Raw genomic sequence first — 15,168 nt, forward strand, 5'->3', positions numbered from 1 at the left:
GCCGTCGCCGGCTCTTCGAATCCGGTCCCAGCCGTCGCCGGCTCTTCGAATCCGGTCCCAGCCGTCGCCGGCTCTCCGAATCCCGTCTCATCCGTCGCCGACTCTGCGGATCTCGTCGCGGCCATCGCCCGCGCCCGTACGTCCGAACGTCCCGGCCCCGATGCCTCGCCGGGACCCGCCGTGCCCGACTGGCCGGGACCCGGTGGCGCGCTGCCGCAGGGCGGGGCCGGGCAGCTCGACCTGGACGGACTGCTGCGCCTGTCGCTCGCCGCGCACGATCCTGGCGGGCGGCTGCGCCCCACGGCCTCCGCGGGTGCGCTCCACCCGGTGGACGTCCGGCTCACGGTGGGCGCCGACTGTCCGCTGCCGCCCGGGAGTTACGGCTACGACCCCTTGCGCCACCGCGTGCACCACCTCGGTCCCACGCCGGACGGCCCGCCTCCCGGGGCGCGTATCGAGCTGTCCGTGACGCCGCAGCGCACCGTCTCCCACTACGGCCACCGCGCCTGGCCGCTGCTGCTCCTCGACGTGGGCCACGCGGTCGCGGCGCTGTGGCTGGCGGGGCGGGCGCTGGGTGTCCGCTCCCTGATGGTGGACCTCGACGGGGGAGAGGCGCATCCGCTGGACAGAGACCCTCGGAGGGCGGGTGAACGCGCCCTCGCCACCGTGCACCTTGTGCCTGCCGCAGTGCACGATCACGTACGGGAACATGCGGCGGACGGTGCGACTGCCTCGGCGTCTCCGGGGAGTGAGCGGACACCGGGCTATCCGACGCCACGCGACCTGCTCACCCGGCGCAGCGCCCCACTCCCGCTGAAGGGCACCCTCGCACGCGACGAGTTGCGCGCCGTCCTCGCCACCGCGCAGGAGGCGAGCGGCGGCGCGGTGCGCTGGTGCGCGGCCGTCGATGAGCCCGAGCCCGAGATCGTCGAGCGGCAGCCGGACGGCACACTGCGACGCCTCGCCACCGGGGATGCCCGCTCCACGCTCGCCGCATGGGCCGCGGGCCAGGCCTGGATCGCGGACGCGGGCGCCGTGCTGCTCGGATACGGCTGCCCTGCGGATGCCGACGCCTGGCAGATCCGACGTACCCACCTGCGTGCGGGATTCGCCGTCGGCCGCGCACACCTCACCGCCACCGCGCGAGGCCTGGCCGCCCGGCCCGTCGGTTCCTGGCAGCAGGCCGACCTGGGCGCGGCCCTGGGCCGCCGCCCCGCACACGACTGGATCGTCCACGGTCTGGCCCTGGGCCGACCGGAAGAGGGAGCCAAGTGATCGTCCACCCGGAGCTGCGCCGCGCCGCACGCCACGCGCACCGCACACTGCTCGCCGCCACCCTCCTGCAAGGGGCCGTCACCCTGAGCTGGCTGGCGCAGGCCGTGCTGCTCGCCTTCGCGCTCGCCGCGATCGCCCACGGAGACACGGGCCAACTACCGTGGCTGCTCACGGGAGTTGTGGCCGTGGTCGCCGCCCGTGCCGGCCTCGCCTGGCATCAGCGGCGCACCGCCGCACGGGCGGGCGCGCTGGTGAGGGTGCGGCTGCGGGACGAACTCGTCGCCCATCTCGGCAGGCTCGGCCCCGCGTATCTGACCGAAGCCCGCGCCGGGGCCGTCCGCACCACCGTCGTCGACGGAGTGGAGGGCGTCGACGCGTATGTGTCCCGCTACCTGCCCCAGCTGATCGTCACACTCGCGGCGCCGCCCCTGCTCCTCGCCGCCGTGGCACTGATCGAGCCGCGGGCACTGACCGGACTGGTCCCGGCCCTGCTGCTCGCCCTCGCCGGGCCGCGCGCCTGGGACCGCCTGCTCGCCCGGCGCGGCAAGGAGCACTGGGACACATACGAGGCGCTGGGCGCCGACTACCTGGAGGCGCTGCAGGGCATGCCCGCGCTGCGCGCCGCCGGAGCCGTCGGACGCAGCCGGCAACGCCTGGAGGACCGGTCGGCCCAGCTGCACCGGGCGACCGTCGCGAAGCTCCGTATCTCGCTCGTCGACACCGGTATCACCGACCTGGCCATCCAGGGCGGCACCGCGGCCGCCGCGCTGCTGGCCTGCTGGGCCGCGGCGTCCGGCGCGACCACCGCGACCGCGACGTATCTGGTGCTGCTGCTCGCGGGGGAGTGCTTCCGGCCCGTGCGCGACCTGTCGCGTGAATGGCACGCCGGGTACCTGGGGGTGTCGGCCGCCGACGGCATCGCGGCCCTGCGCACCGCCGCACCGGCCGTCGCCGACAACGGCAAGCTGGCGGCCGAGTGGCGCACGCCGCCCGAACTCACCTTCGAGGAGGTCGAGTTCACCTATCCTGGTGCTGGGGGAGCCGCGTTGCGAGGTGTCCGCTTCACTGCCCCGGCCGGGCGCACCACGGCGATCGTCGGGCCGTCGGGGGCGGGCAAGTCCACCCTCGTCGGACTGCTCCTGCGCCACCACGACCCCCGGCGTGGCCGGGTTCTTGTCGATGGCCGGGACGCGTCCTCGTATGCGCTGAGCGCACTGCGCCGGGGCATCGCCGTCGTCTCCCAGGAGACCTACCTCTTTCACGCCACCATCGCCGACAACCTGCGCCTCGCCCGCGCCGACGCCACGGACGAGGACCTGGAGCGGGCCACGCGCGCCGCCGGTGTTCACGACGAAATCGCCGCTCTGCCCGACGGTTACGCCACCGTCCTCGGCGAGCGCGGCGCCACCCTCTCCGGCGGGCAGCGGCAGCGGCTCGCGCTCGCCCGCGCCCTGCTGTCCGATGCGCCCGTGCTCATCCTCGACGAGGCCACCAGCGCCGTCGACGAGCGCCGCGAGGCGGACATCGTGCGGGAACTCCTGGCCGCCGCGGGCAACCGCACCGTCCTGGTCGTCGCCCACCGGCTCGCGGCCGTCCGGCACGCCGACCACATCGTCGTCCTGGACGGCGGCCGGGTGGACGCGCAGGGCGACCACACCGCACTCGTCGCCGCGGGCGGCGTGTACGCCGAGCTTGTCGAGGCGGGCCGTACACACCAAGGGGGACTCGCCGCATGACGACCACCGAGAGCAACGCGACCGCCGCTGACGGCACTGTGACTGCTGCTGACAGCAGCTCCACGGCTGCCATGGACGGCACCGGCTCCACGGCTGCCACGGACAGCATCGCCGCCGAGAGCGCAGACACGACCGTCCGTGCAGGCGCGACCGCCCGTGCGGATGCGGCCAACACCCCGGCATCCGGACGAGGTTCACTGCGCTCCCTGCTCCCCGCCCTCGCCGGTCACCGCCCCATGATGGCCCGTACCTGTGCGGCCGCCCTCGTCGAGCAGGCCGCGCTGGTCACGCTGGCCACGCTCGCCGCGCACACCGTCGGCGCCGCCGTCATCTCCGGGCGCGCGCCCTCGGCCGGCACCGTGGCCGCCCTCGTCGGACTCGTGCTGCTGCGCGCCCTGATGACCTGGCGGGAGATGGACCTGTCGCACGACCTGGCGTACCGGGTCCTGGCCGAGTTGCGGGTACGGGTCTTCGACGGGCTCGCGCGCAGCGCCCCGGCCCGGGTCGCCGGCAAACGCAGCGGTGACCTGGCCGCGACGGCCATGGCCGACGTGGAGGCGCTGGAGTTCTTCTACGCCCACACCACGGCCCAACTGCTCGCATCCGGGACGGTGTTCACCGGCGGCGCCGTGCTCCTGGCCGCCGTGGAGCCCTGGCTGCTCGTGGCCGTGCTGCCGGTCGCCGCGCTGCTGGTCGGGGCCCCCTTCGCGGAAGCGCGCGGACGGACCGCACGCGGGTCACGTACCCGCGAAGCGGCTGCCGCCCTGTCGGCCGACACCGTGGAGACCGTCGGCGGCCTGCGGGAACTGCTCGCCTTCGGCGGCCTGGCCGGACGACGTGGCCGACTCGCCCGCGCAGGAGAGGAGTTGGGTCAGGCGCAAGGCGCCGAGGTCGGTCGGGAGGCCGTGGCCGCGGCCGTGCGCGATCTGCTGATCGTGCTCGCCGTCCTCGGGGTCGTGGCCTGCGCCGCGCAGGCCGTCACCGCCGGGCGGCTGTACGGTGCGTGGGCCCCGGCAGCGATGGCGCTCGCCCTGTCCCTGCTCGGCCCGGTCGCGGAGTCCGCCAGGGCGCTGAGCCAGGCCATGGGCCTGCGCGCCGCCGCGGCCCGTGTCGACGCGGGTATCAAGGCGCCCACACTCGCCCCGCCGCCCGCCCGCCCCCGGCCCCTGCCGGCCGGCCCCCTCGGCATCCGCCTGCGGGAGGTGAGCTTCGCCTACGGGTCGCAACCGGTGCTGCGGGACCTCGACTTGACGGTCCCCGCCGGAAGGGCCCTCGCCCTCGTCGGCGCCTCGGGCGCGGGCAAGTCGACCTGCGCCCATCTGCTCGCCCGCTTCTGGGATCCCTCTGCCGGCACGGTCCACCTCGTCCCGGACCACGGCGAACCGGTCGACTTGCGCGACCTCGCCGACACCGATCTCCGCGCTGCCGTTGCCGTGGTCGGCCAGGAGACGCCTCTCTTCCACGGCACCCTCGCGGAGAACCTGCGTCTGTCCGCACCAGGCGCCGACGACCAACTCGTCGCCCGGACCGCCCAGTTGTGCGGCCTCGACCGCATCGCGCCGCTGGACACGCACGTCGGCGAGCGGGGCGCCACGCTCTCCGGCGGCCAGCGTGCCCGTATCGCGCTGGCCCGCGCCCTCCTCGCCCGGCCGAGGGTCCTGGTCCTGGACGAGACCACCGCCCACCTGGACAACGTGGGCGACGCCGAACTGGGGGCGCTCCTCGCGAGCGACCACCGCACCACCCTCGTCATCGCCCACCGCCCCGCCACCATCCGGCGCGCGGACCGTATCGCCGTGCTCGAAGGCGGCCGCATCGTCGAGGAGGGGACGTGGGAGGAGCTCTCCGGCCGGCCCGACGGGGCCCTTGCGCGTGTGCTCGCGCTCGCGCCCGACAGTTGTTAATGGGAATCGTTTTTATGTAGCGTGATGCCCGCAAGCCCGCAAGCCCGCAAGCCCGCAAGCTCGAGACCAGGAGTTCGTCATGGCTGTCCCCAAGCGGAAGATGTCCCGCAGCAATACCCGTCACCGCCGCTCCCAGTGGAAGGCCACGACGGCGCAGCTCGTCCCCGTCACCGTGGACGGCGCGTCCTACCTCGTGCCGCAGCGCCTGGTGAAGGCCTACGAGCGCGGCCTGCTGCGCCCGGAAGGCTGAGCGGTATGCCCGGCGGTCCGAGCGAGATGCCCGGAGGGCTGAGCGGCATGACGGACACGGCAGTTGCCGTCGACGGCCGGCTGCCGGTGACGGTGCTCTCCGGCTTCCTCGGCGCGGGCAAGACCACCCTGCTCAACCATGTCCTCGCCAACCGCGAAGGGCTGCGCGTCGCGGTCGTCGTCAACGACATGAGCGAGGTCAACATCGACGCGGCGCTGGTACGCGGCGGCGAAGCAGCCCTGTCGCGCACCGAGGAGCGCCTCGTCGAGATGACCAACGGCTGCATCTGCTGCACCTTGCGCGACGACCTCCTGGAGGAGATCGACCGCCTCGCCCGCGAGGGCCGCTTCGACCATCTGCTCATCGAGTCCAGCGGAATCTCCGAACCGATGCCCGTGGCGGCCACGTTCGCCTTCCCGCGCGACGACGGCGCCACCCTCGGCGACCTGGCGCGGCTCGACACCATGGTCACGGTCGTCGACGCGGTGGGCTTCCTGCCGGAGCTCGCGCGTGGCCACGAACTGGCCGAGCGCGGCCTCGCCCCGTACGAGGACGATGAGCGCACGGTGAGCGATCTCCTCATCGATCAGGTGGAGTTCGCCGATGTCCTCGTGCTCACCAAGCTCGACCTCGTCGACGCGCCGACCGCGGAACGGCTGCGCGCCACGCTGACCCGGCTCAACCCGGTGGCCCGCATCGTCCCGGCGACCCTCGGCCGTGTGGATCTGCGCGAAGTGCTCGGTACGGGGCTGTTCGACCTGGAGCGGGCGCAGCAGGCCCCGGGCTGGGTGAGGGAGCTCAACGGGGATCATGTGCCGGAGACCGAGGAGTACGGCATCTCCAGCATCGTTTTCCGTTCCGGACTGCCCTTCCATCCGGGCCGGTTGTGGTCCCTGGTGACCGAAGGCCTGGAGAGCGGGGCGTACGGCCGGATCCTGCGCTCGAAGGGCTTCTTCTGGCTGGCGAGCCGTCCGCAGGTGACCGGGGTGTGGTCGCAGGCCGGTTCCGTGGCACGCTTCGAACCGTCCGGTGTGCGCGAACCGGGGGCCGCAGAGGGGCAGGAGCTGGTGTTCATCGGCGCCGGACTGCGCGCCGAGGCGCTGCGGGCTGCCGTGGCGAACTGCCTCATGGCCGAGGGGGAACCACTGCCACCGGTCGATCCGTTCCCGGCCTGGGACGCACCGGGCTTCGACGACGCCTGCGACCACGAGCACGGACCGCTGCACGAGCACGAGCACGAGCACGAGCACGAGACCGCAACGCAACGGATCCCGACGACGGAGGCAACCATGACACGTCACGGTGTGCAGCTCGGCGTAGTCCAGGAGACCCTGCTCATTCCGCTGTACGGGCGCGCGGTCGAGAACCGCAAGCCGGAACCGGCGCTGCGCGATCCGCGGGCCGCGGAGATCGCCGCCGCGATCGACTACGACTTCACCCGCTTCGACGAACTGCCCAGCCTGCACGGTACGGTGCTGCGCACCGCGCTCTACGACCGCTGGGTACGCGAGTTCCTCGAGGCCCACCCCGACGGCACCGTCGTCGAACTCGGCACCGGCCTCAACACCCGCTACGAGCGCGTCGACAACGGCAGGGCCCGCTGGTTCGAACTCGATCTGCCCGACGTCATCGAGCTGCGCCGCGCCTTCTTCGGCGACACCACGAGGCGGCGCATGATCGCCGCGTCGGTGACGGACACGTCCTGGGCCGACACCGTGGCCGGGCTCGCCGGAGGCCCGTACTTCTTCAGTGCCGAAGCCGTACTGCCGTTCCTGGAGGAGCAGGACGTACGCGGGGTGGTCGACATGATCGCCGGGCGCTTCCCCGGTTCTCTGCTCGCCCTGGATACCGCGGGGCCCGAGTTCATCACCACCCAGGACCAGCACGACGCCCTGAGCAAGGTCGAGGCCAAGATGCGCTGGGCCTGCGCCGACCCCGCCGAGCTCCAGAAGTGGCAGCCCGGGACGCGACTGCTCGCTTCCCACACCATGACCACACTGCCGCAGCCGATGGTCGACGCCCTGCCCCGCGCCTCCCAGGAGATGCTCGCCGGACTTGCCGATCTGCGGCTGCCGCAGGTCGATGCGTACCGGATGAACCTGCTCCAACTGCCGTGAGGTGAAGGCTGGTTGCGCGCCGGTGCGGGGCGGCTCCTCGGGGGCATGCCGCCCTGCACCGGAACCACCCCGCCGACCGGCGGGGTGACCTCAGGCCGTCCACGACCGCCACAGCGCCGCGTACGGTCCGGCCGCCGCGACCAGCTCGTCGTGGGTGCCGAGTTCGGTGATCCGGCCGCCCTCCATGACGGCGACCCGGTCGGCGTCATGGGCGGTGTGCAGGCGGTGGGCGATGGCGATGACGGTGCGGTCGGTGAGGACGGCGGCGAGGGCGCGTTCGGTGTGGCGGGCCGTGCGGGGATCGAGGAGGGCCGTGGCCTCGTCGAGGATGAGGGTGTGGGGATCGGCCAGGACCACGCGGGCCAGGGCGAGTTGCTGGGCCTGGGTGCCGTTCAGGTTGGAGGCGAGATCGGTGTCCAGGCCGTCGAGCAGATCGTCGAGCCAGTCGTCGGCGCCGACGGCGGCCAGGGCGGAGCGCAGGCGGCCGTCGTCGGCGTCGGGGGCGGCGATGCGGAGGTTGTCGCGGACGGTGCCGAGGAAGATGTGGTGTTCCTGGGTGACCAGGGCGATATGGCGGCGAAGGGTGTCCGGGGCGAGTCCGGCGATCGGAACGCCGCCGACGGTGACCTCGCCGCCGGTCGGCGGCTCGATGCCGGCAAGCAGGCGGGCCAGGGTGGACTTGCCGGCACCGGACGGCCCGACCACGGCAAGGCGTTCGCCGGGGCGGACGGTGAGATCGACGCCGTGCAGGACCTCCGGTGAGGATGTGTCGTACGAGAAGCGGGCCGTGCGGAGTTCGATGCGGTCACCGTCGGGGACGAGTCGATCGGCCGGGATTTCCTCGCGGACGGCGGCCAGGCCCTCGACGCGGGCCAGCGAGGCGCCGCTGGACTGGAGTTGCTCGACGTGCTGAAGGATCGTGTCGAGCGGGGTGACCAGCTGCCGGAAGTAGGTGGCCGCGGCGACCACGGTGCCGAGCGTCACGGCGTCGGCCGCGTACAGGAAGGACCCGGCGAACAGGACGACGACGGCCGGCATGCAGTAGGACAGTTCGACGCTGGGGAAGAGGACGCTGCGCAGCCCGAGGGTGCGCAGGCGGGCCGTGCGGGAAGCGGTGAGTTCGTTCTCGGTGACGGTGGTGCGGTGGCCGGCCAGACCGTACAGCTCGATGGTGCGAGCGCCCGCGGCGGTGGCCGAAAGTGCTTCGGCGACCTGGGAGTTGGCCTCGCCCTCGGTGAGGTAGGCGGGGCGGGCGCGGCGCAGGTACCAGCGCACGGCGGGCACGATGCCCGCCAGGCCGAGCAGGCCGGCCAGGCCCAGGAGCGGATCGAGGGCGAGCGACGCGGCGATCAGGAAGGCGGTCTGGACGCCCGCGATGAACAGATCGGGAGCGGCCTCGCGCAGCGTCTTGCCGACAGCGGTGACATCGGTGGTGCCGCGGGCGGTGAGATCGCCGGTCCCGGCCCGCTCGACGGTGGAGGTGGGCAGGGCGAGGGCGCGGTCGGTGAACTCCTCGCGGATACGGGCGAGGGCGCGTTCGCCGAAGCGGAAGCCGATCAGCCGGGCCCAGCGGGTGAGCAGGATCTCGACGGCGGCGAACACGCCGATGGCGAGCGCGAGTTGGTCGACGGCAGAGACGGTGGTGCCGGCCTGGACCTCGTCCACGATCCGGCCGAGCAGCCAGGGAGCCACCAGGCCCGAGGCCGCGGCGAGCGAGGTGACGGCGAGCAGGGCGAGGAAGGTGCGCGGGTCGCGCCGCAGATGACGGACCATGGCGCGGCGGGTGGCGGGCCGGTCGGCGATCGGGAGAGCGGCGCTCTCGGGAGTCGTGGTGCTCATGCGGTGACTTCCTCCTCGTCGGCCGAGCGGCCCACCAGGGCGCGGTACTCGGGCCGGTCGCGCATCAGGGTGTGGTGGGTGCCGGTGGCGGCGAGCTTGCCGTCGGCGAGGAAGCAGACCGCATCGGCCTGTTCGAGCAGGAGCGGGGATGTGGTGGTGACGACCGTCGTACGGCCGGACCTCGCCGCCTTGAGACGGCCGGCGACCGCGGCCTCGGTGTGGGCGTCCAGGGCCGAGGTCGGCTCGACGGCGAACAGGATCTCCGGATCCGCGGCGAGCGCGCGGGCCAGCCGGACGCGCTGGCGCTGGCCGCCGGAGAGGTTGGCGCCGTCCGCGTGGACGGGGGCGTCGAGGCCGCCGGCGAGGTCCACGGCCATCGCGGCGGACAGGGCTTCGGCCAGTTCCTCGTCGGTCGGCCGCGTGGTGGTGCGGCCGCCGGTGACGACCTCGCGGAGGGTGCCGGGGAAGAGTGCGGAGTCGTTGTCGCAGAGCAGGACGCGGGCGCGGAGCGCGGTCCTGTCCAGGTCGGCGAGCGGCACAGAGCCCCAGGTGGCGGCGGTCGGACCGATCCCGGCGAGCCGGTCGGCGAGCGCGGCGGCGTCGGGCAGGCGGGCGGAGACGACAGCGGTGAGCAGGCCGGGAGCGATCTCCGTACCGGAATCGGGGTCGTGCAGGGCGGAACCGGGCGGAGGACAGGGCAGGTTGCCCACCGGGTCGGGCCGCAGGCGCAGGAAGGCGGTGACCTTGCGGGCGGCGACCAGGCCGCGGCCGATGTCGTAGCCGCCCTCGATCAGGAAGATGGTGGGGACGACGAGGACGGCCGCGTAGCCGAACACCGCGACGAGCTCTCCCGCACTGATCTCGCCGGTGGCGGCCGTGCGGGCGGCCAGCCAGGTCACGGCGGCGACGAAGAGCGACGGCACGCCGACGGCGAGCGCCTGCACCCAGCTCATCACCTTCGCCACCCGGTAGCCCTCGGTGAGGAGTTCGGCGGAGTCGGCGCGGTAGCGGGCCGCGAAGACCTCCTTGCCGCCCAGGCCGCTGAGCACGCGCAGTCCGCCGACCAGGTCGACGAGGCGGGCGACCAGGGCGCCCTCGCGTTCGCGGTAGCCGGTGAGGGCGCCGGTCAGCCGGCGCACGAGCAGGCCGAGGATCATGCCGATCACCGGGACCCCGATCACCAGGACGGCGCCGAGCAGCACGGACATGGAGAACAGCACGGAGGCGACCACCATGTACGCCACGACCGCGCCGAGGCCGGGCCCGGTCACGGTCAGCGTCTGCGCGACGGTCTGCACGTCGCCGACGCCGATGGTCACCACCTCACTGGTGGAGGCCTGCCGCTGCAGCGCGGAGCCGAGCCGGACGGCGTGCGCGGAAACCGTCCGTACGGTACGGAAGTTGGCGTCCATCCGGATCTTGGTCATGGTGCGGTGCCGCAGCACGCCGAGCGAGGCGATCGCGACACCGGAGACGAGCAGCGCCAGGCACCAGCGGGTGTCGAGCCCGCTGTCCACCGAGCGCGCGATCAGATACGGCGGCACGGCCAGCGCGATCATCCAGCTCGAACCGAGCACGGCCGCGGCCATGATCCGCGGCCACTGGCTGGTGGCCAGCCAGATCAGGTAGCGGGCGGGCGACAGCGGTGCCGGGGACACGGACTCGGGCTCGGACTCGACGGATATAGGTGCAGGCGGCATGCACAGGACCCTATGAGCTGACGGCTGCGGTCGGCGACGGGGTTACCGGTGGGGGTGGGATGCGGAGGCCGGGGGAGGGCGTCTGCGTCAGGACTGGCCGGCCATGGGCCGCGGTGACCGGTATGTGCGCGCCTCGCCGGCCGGACCGTCCGGCGCGCTCGGCCGGTTCCGGGCTCGGGCAGGGCCAGTTGAGCTCAGCCCCGCCGCGCCCCCACCGTAGAGGCACGGATGTCCAGCCGCCCCGGCACGACGACCGCGGGCGGCCGGCCCTGTCCCTCCAGGGCTGTGACCAGGGCCTCGACCGCAAGCCGGGCGCCCGTCGCCACACGATGCGAGACCGTCGTCACGGCCGGCTCGATGGCGGCGTAGCCCGCGTCCTCGGAGAAGCAGACGACGAGCAGATCGTCCGGTACGCGCAGGCCGTGCCGGTGCGCCGCACGCAGGAGCGGCAGGCCGAGGTTCTCGTAGATTCCGTAGACGGCGTCGGGGCGTGCCGCCAGTGCCTCCTCCGCCGGGTCGGCGCCGCCCAGCTCCCACTCCACGACGTGTGCGGCACGGTCGTTGGCGCGGCACCACGCCTCGTACGCGGCGACCGAACTGCGCGTGTAGTGGTCGGTGGTGTCCCCGGCGATCAGCGTGATGCGGCGGGCGCCCAGGGCCGCGAGATGGTCGAGGACGACCCGGGTGCCCACCTCGTGATCGTTGTCGACCCAGCAGGTACGCGCGGCAGTCGGGGCGACCGGCCGCCCGAGGTGCACCACCGGAAGCCCCGCCCGCGCGGCCTCCTCCGTCAGCGGGTCGTCGAGCAGCGGGTCGAGGATGAGCACGCCGTCGGCGGCCACCGCCTCCCAGCCGGCGCTCCCCGCGGGCAGCACGGTCAGCCCATAGCCCTTCCGATGCGCCGCCGCCATCGCCGAGTCGATCGCCGTCGCGTAGTACGGCACCCCCAGCACGTCCCACGGCTGCGCGTCCGGCGTCGACACACCGAGCGCGAGCGTGCGCACCGGCACCCGGTACCCCAGCTGCGCGGCGATCGCCCGTACCCGCACGCGGGTTCCGATGCTCATCCGGCCGGTGCCGTTGAGCGCGTTGGTGACGGTCGCGCGGGAGACCTCGGCCGCTGCCGCCACATCGATGATGCGCACCTTCTGCACGGCCGCACCCTAGGGGATCCATTGTTTCGCCGGGGTTTCTCAACGAAATCCGTGGAATCGGCGCGCTTGTGGTTGCGCGGGCAACCACGAAGGATCGGCCGTCCCTGACCCCCGAGGACACACCGGGAGACCCCGTGGAGAAGCAGCTCGCGCGCCGCTCCGTACTGGCCGGCATGGCCGCCGGCACCGTCACCTCGGCGCTGGCGTTCGCCGACCCCGCTCAGGCGGCCGGCGCGGCCGATCTGGTCCTGCACAACGGCTTCGTCTGGACCGTCGACGACCGCGACAGCATCCGCAGGGCCGTCGCGGTCCGCGGCGGACGCATCGTCTACGTCGGTACGGACAAGGGCGCCCTGCGGTACGTCGGCAAGCGCACCCAAGTCGTCGATCTGGGCGGCAGAATGCTGATGCCCGGGCTGCACGACGGGCACCTGCACAGCCTCGGCGGCGGCAGCGGACTGGTCGGCCTGAACTTCGCGTACGCCGCGCTGACGATTCCCGAGTTCCTGCAGGTGATCGGCGACCACCTCGCGCAGACCTCCGCCGAGGAGCCCGACGGCTGGGTCACCGGCCAGAACTGGTACCAACAGGCGATGCAGCCGAAGGGCGTCGTCGTCACGCGCAAGGACCTCGACCAGCTCGACACCCGCCGGCCCGTCGCCATCACCTCAAGCGACGGACACACCACCGTGGTCAACAGCCGCGCGCTCGCCCTGGCCGGGATCACCCGCGACACCCCCGACCCCACGGGCGGGATCATCGAACGGGACGCGTCGGGTGAGCCGACGGGCGTGCTCCAGGACAACGCCTCCGGCCTGGTCCTCGCTCTGATCCCGCCGCCCACCGACGCCGACAACACCCGCTACGCCCAGGCCGCCTTGTCCGCACTCGCCGAGCAGGGCGTCACCACCTTCATGGAAGCGGGCGCCGGCGAGGACACGCTGCGCGTCTACTCCGCACTGTCCGAACGCGGTCAGCTGACCGCCCGCGCCCATATCGCGCTGATGGTCGAACTCGCCGAAGCCGAGGACGACCCGCTGCCCGAGCTGAAGCGACTGCGTCGCCGCTACGACAGCGGCGCCGTCAAGGCCCGCGCCGACGTCCATGTGCACAACATCAAGCTGTTCCTGGACGGAGTGCTGCAGGCGCCGGCGCAGACCGCCGCCGTACTAGAGCCGTACCTCGTGGACGACGGTCACGGCCATATGATCCCGGGCACGCACAAGGGCCAGGTGTACTGGCCGCAGAAGGACTTGGACGCGTTCCTGATCGCCGCGGCGGCCGCCGGATTCGACCCGCACACCCACGCCATCGGCGACCGCGCGGTCCGCGCCGCACTCGACGGCTTCCAGGCGGTCCGCCGGGCCGGCCACCGCACGACCCGCCCGACGGTCGCCCACGCGGAACTCGTCTCGCCCGCGGACATCCCCCGCTTCCAACGGCTGGGCGCGATCGCCTCGATGGGCTTCCACTGGGCCAAGCCCGCACCCGACTCCACGGACTCCGTCGAGCCCTTCCTCGGCCCGGAACGCTTCGCCGGCTACGAACCCGAGGGCGCCATCTTCCGCTCCGGCGGCACGGTGTCCCTCGGCTCCGACTGGCCAGTCGACCCCCTCAACCACTGGGAAGCCCTGCGGGTGGTCATCATGCGCACGGCCGCGGCGGGCAGCCCGTACGCGCGCTACGGCGTCATGACACCGAGCCAGCGCCTCCTGCGCCGCACCGCGATCCGCGCCGCGACCTTCAACGCCGCCTACCAGCTCCGCCAGGACCACCGCACCGGCTCGATCGAGCCGGGAAAGCTCGCGGACCTGATCGTCCTGGACCGCAACATCCTCCAGATCCCGGCGGACGACATCGGCTCGACGCGCGTCCTGCTGACGCTCGTCGGGGGGAAGCCGGTGCACGGGAACTTCGAGGGGGTGGCCGGCTAGGGGTGGTTCGGCGGGGTCGGACCCCCGGCGCCTCTATGCGATGCCGTACACCGTCTCCAAGAGGCCGTTGACGAACGCGTCGAGGTCGTCGAGGCCGGCCGCCGCCTGTGTGGCGGGTCCCTCCATCGCCAGGTGCGGGAGTGCGGCGTGCAGGGCCGGCGTCACGGTGGCGGCGCGCTGGGGGAGGGGGTGCGCTGAGGGGCAAGGAACGCCCCAACTACGTTGGTTCTGACGCGCGTTCCCCGACCGACGAGGTGCCCCCTTGCTGACGTCCCTGCGCAAACGCCACGGTCTGTACTTCGCTGCCGGTGCCGTGTGCATCGTCGTGAACAGCCAGGGCCTGGGGCCGCTCTGGTATGCGGGTGTCCTGCTGCTGGCGCTCGGCGGGCTGTTGCGCTGGGACCTGTGGCGCAGGCAGCGTCCACCGCAGGGGCAGGAACCGGTGCAGGTCGCTGTGCCTGTCGCGGGACGCTGGCAGGCCCTCAACGGGCCGGCCACCAAGATCCCGAGCCACACGCACAGCCATGCGCAGACCTACGCCATCGACCTCATCCACCGCCCGCACGCGCGCACCGCACCGGAGCCCCGCCGGCTCTGGCCCTTCGGCCGCCGCCCGGAGTCCTACCCCGCCTTCGGTGCGCCTGTCCTCGCGCCGGGTGACGGCGTGATCGTGGCTGCCGGTCACCGTCAACGCGACCATCTGGCGCGTACGTCTCTGCCCGGCATCGTCCACCTCTACCTGGAAGGCTTCGTACGCAGCCTGGGATGGCCCCGCCACCTGTGGGGGAACCACCTTGTGCTGAAGCTGGACCAAGGCACGTACGCCGGCTTCGCCCACCTCAAGCGTGGCTCTCTGCGCGTGGCCGTGGGGGACCGGGTCAGGTCCGGTCGGACTCTGGCCGAGTGCGGCAACTCCGGAAACACGTCCGAGCCGCACCTGCACTTCCAGCTCATGTCCGGCCCCGACTCCGAACTCGCCCACGGCGTGCCCTTCACCTGGCGGTACGTCGACGACGACGGGGCCGAACACACCGGCGTACCGGAGGACGGCACGCACTTCAGCGCGCATGCGACGGAGGCTCAACGGCAGGTCTGACACCGCCAACCCGTGCAACCGGCGGAGGAGCAACCGGCAGGGCGACGGGCGTACGTGCCCAGCCGAGTGGCGCCGAGGGGGGCCACGCGTGCGGGCAAACCCTTCAGTTCTACTGAATGGATCAGTCGAAAACAATCGACGGACGTGAGTGATCGCTGGCTGC

Annotated in this window: 10 protein-coding genes and 2 pseudogenes; 8 read left to right on the forward strand and 4 right to left on the reverse strand. The window is 73.0% G+C overall.

Annotation, left to right across the window (positions count from 1 at the left end; all coding sequences use genetic code 11):
* Positions 1-123 precede the first annotated feature (123 nt).
* The 6 genes and pseudogenes from H9Y04_RS19375 to H9Y04_RS46175 all read left to right on the forward strand — a co-directional run.
* Complete coding sequence (locus tag H9Y04_RS19375) at positions 124-1,275, forward strand: nitroreductase family protein (RefSeq protein ID WP_187815678.1); 1,152 nt, start codon at positions 124-126, stop codon at positions 1,273-1,275.
* Positions 1,272-3,011 carry an ABC transporter ATP-binding protein/permease gene (locus H9Y04_RS19380; RefSeq protein WP_187815202.1) on the forward strand — a complete coding sequence of 580 codons (1,740 nt, stop codon included), beginning with the start codon at positions 1,272-1,274 and terminating at the stop codon, positions 3,009-3,011. Before H9Y04_RS19375 ends, H9Y04_RS19380 begins: the two co-directional genes overlap by 4 nt.
* On the forward strand, positions 3,008-4,915 hold the full coding sequence (locus H9Y04_RS19385) for an ABC transporter ATP-binding protein (RefSeq protein WP_236071108.1): 1,908 nt from the start codon (positions 3,008-3,010) through the stop codon (positions 4,913-4,915). The genes H9Y04_RS19380 and H9Y04_RS19385 overlap by 4 nt, the downstream gene beginning before the upstream one ends.
* A 79-nt stretch (positions 4,916-4,994) precedes the next feature.
* Complete coding sequence (gene rpmF / locus H9Y04_RS19390) at positions 4,995-5,165, forward strand: 50S ribosomal protein L32 (RefSeq protein WP_187815203.1); 171 nt, start codon at positions 4,995-4,997, stop codon at positions 5,163-5,165.
* Between the two features lie 47 nt (positions 5,166-5,212).
* Positions 5,213-6,385, forward strand: a pseudogene (locus H9Y04_RS46170) (GTP-binding protein); the annotation flags it as partial.
* Positions 6,386-6,523: 138 nt separating this feature from the next.
* Positions 6,524-7,282 (forward strand): annotated as a pseudogene (locus H9Y04_RS46175) (class I SAM-dependent methyltransferase); the annotation flags it as partial.
* Between the two features lie 90 nt (positions 7,283-7,372).
* On the opposite strand, the gene H9Y04_RS19400 reads toward H9Y04_RS46175, so the two are convergent.
* The 3 genes from H9Y04_RS19400 to H9Y04_RS19410 form a co-directional block, all read right to left on the reverse strand.
* Positions 7,373-9,121 (reverse strand): ABC transporter ATP-binding protein, encoded by a 1,749-nt coding sequence (locus H9Y04_RS19400; protein WP_187815205.1) that lies wholly within the window; start codon positions 9,119-9,121, stop codon positions 7,373-7,375.
* Positions 9,118-10,821, reverse strand: coding sequence for an ABC transporter transmembrane domain-containing protein (locus H9Y04_RS19405; protein ID WP_187815206.1), 1,704 nt, complete (start codon positions 10,819-10,821; stop codon positions 9,118-9,120). Before H9Y04_RS19405 ends, H9Y04_RS19400 begins: the two co-directional genes overlap by 4 nt.
* A gap of 194 nt (positions 10,822-11,015) precedes the next feature.
* Positions 11,016-11,975, reverse strand: a complete 960-nt coding sequence (locus H9Y04_RS19410) for a LacI family DNA-binding transcriptional regulator (RefSeq protein ID WP_308801036.1) — start codon at positions 11,973-11,975, stop codon at positions 11,016-11,018.
* Between the two features lie 134 nt (positions 11,976-12,109).
* On the opposite strand from H9Y04_RS19410, the gene H9Y04_RS19415 reads away from it, so the two are divergent.
* Positions 12,110-13,909, forward strand: a complete 1,800-nt coding sequence (locus H9Y04_RS19415) for an amidohydrolase (RefSeq protein WP_214661394.1) — start codon at positions 12,110-12,112, stop codon at positions 13,907-13,909.
* Positions 13,910-13,942: 33 nt separating this feature from the next.
* On the opposite strand, the gene H9Y04_RS19420 is transcribed toward H9Y04_RS19415, so the two are convergent.
* Positions 13,943-14,074, reverse strand: a complete 132-nt coding sequence (locus tag H9Y04_RS19420; protein ID WP_438818120.1) for a hypothetical protein — start codon at positions 14,072-14,074, stop codon at positions 13,943-13,945.
* 97 nt (positions 14,075-14,171) lie between these two features.
* On the opposite strand from H9Y04_RS19420, the gene H9Y04_RS19425 reads away from it, so the two are divergent.
* Complete coding sequence (locus H9Y04_RS19425; protein WP_187815207.1) at positions 14,172-15,005, forward strand: M23 family metallopeptidase; 834 nt, start codon at positions 14,172-14,174, stop codon at positions 15,003-15,005.
* Positions 15,006-15,168: the final 163 nt, after the last annotated feature.

Source organism: Streptomyces polyasparticus, from assembly GCF_014493765.1.
Taxonomy (GTDB): Bacteria; Actinomycetota; Actinomycetes; order Streptomycetales; family Streptomycetaceae; genus Streptomyces; species Streptomyces polyasparticus.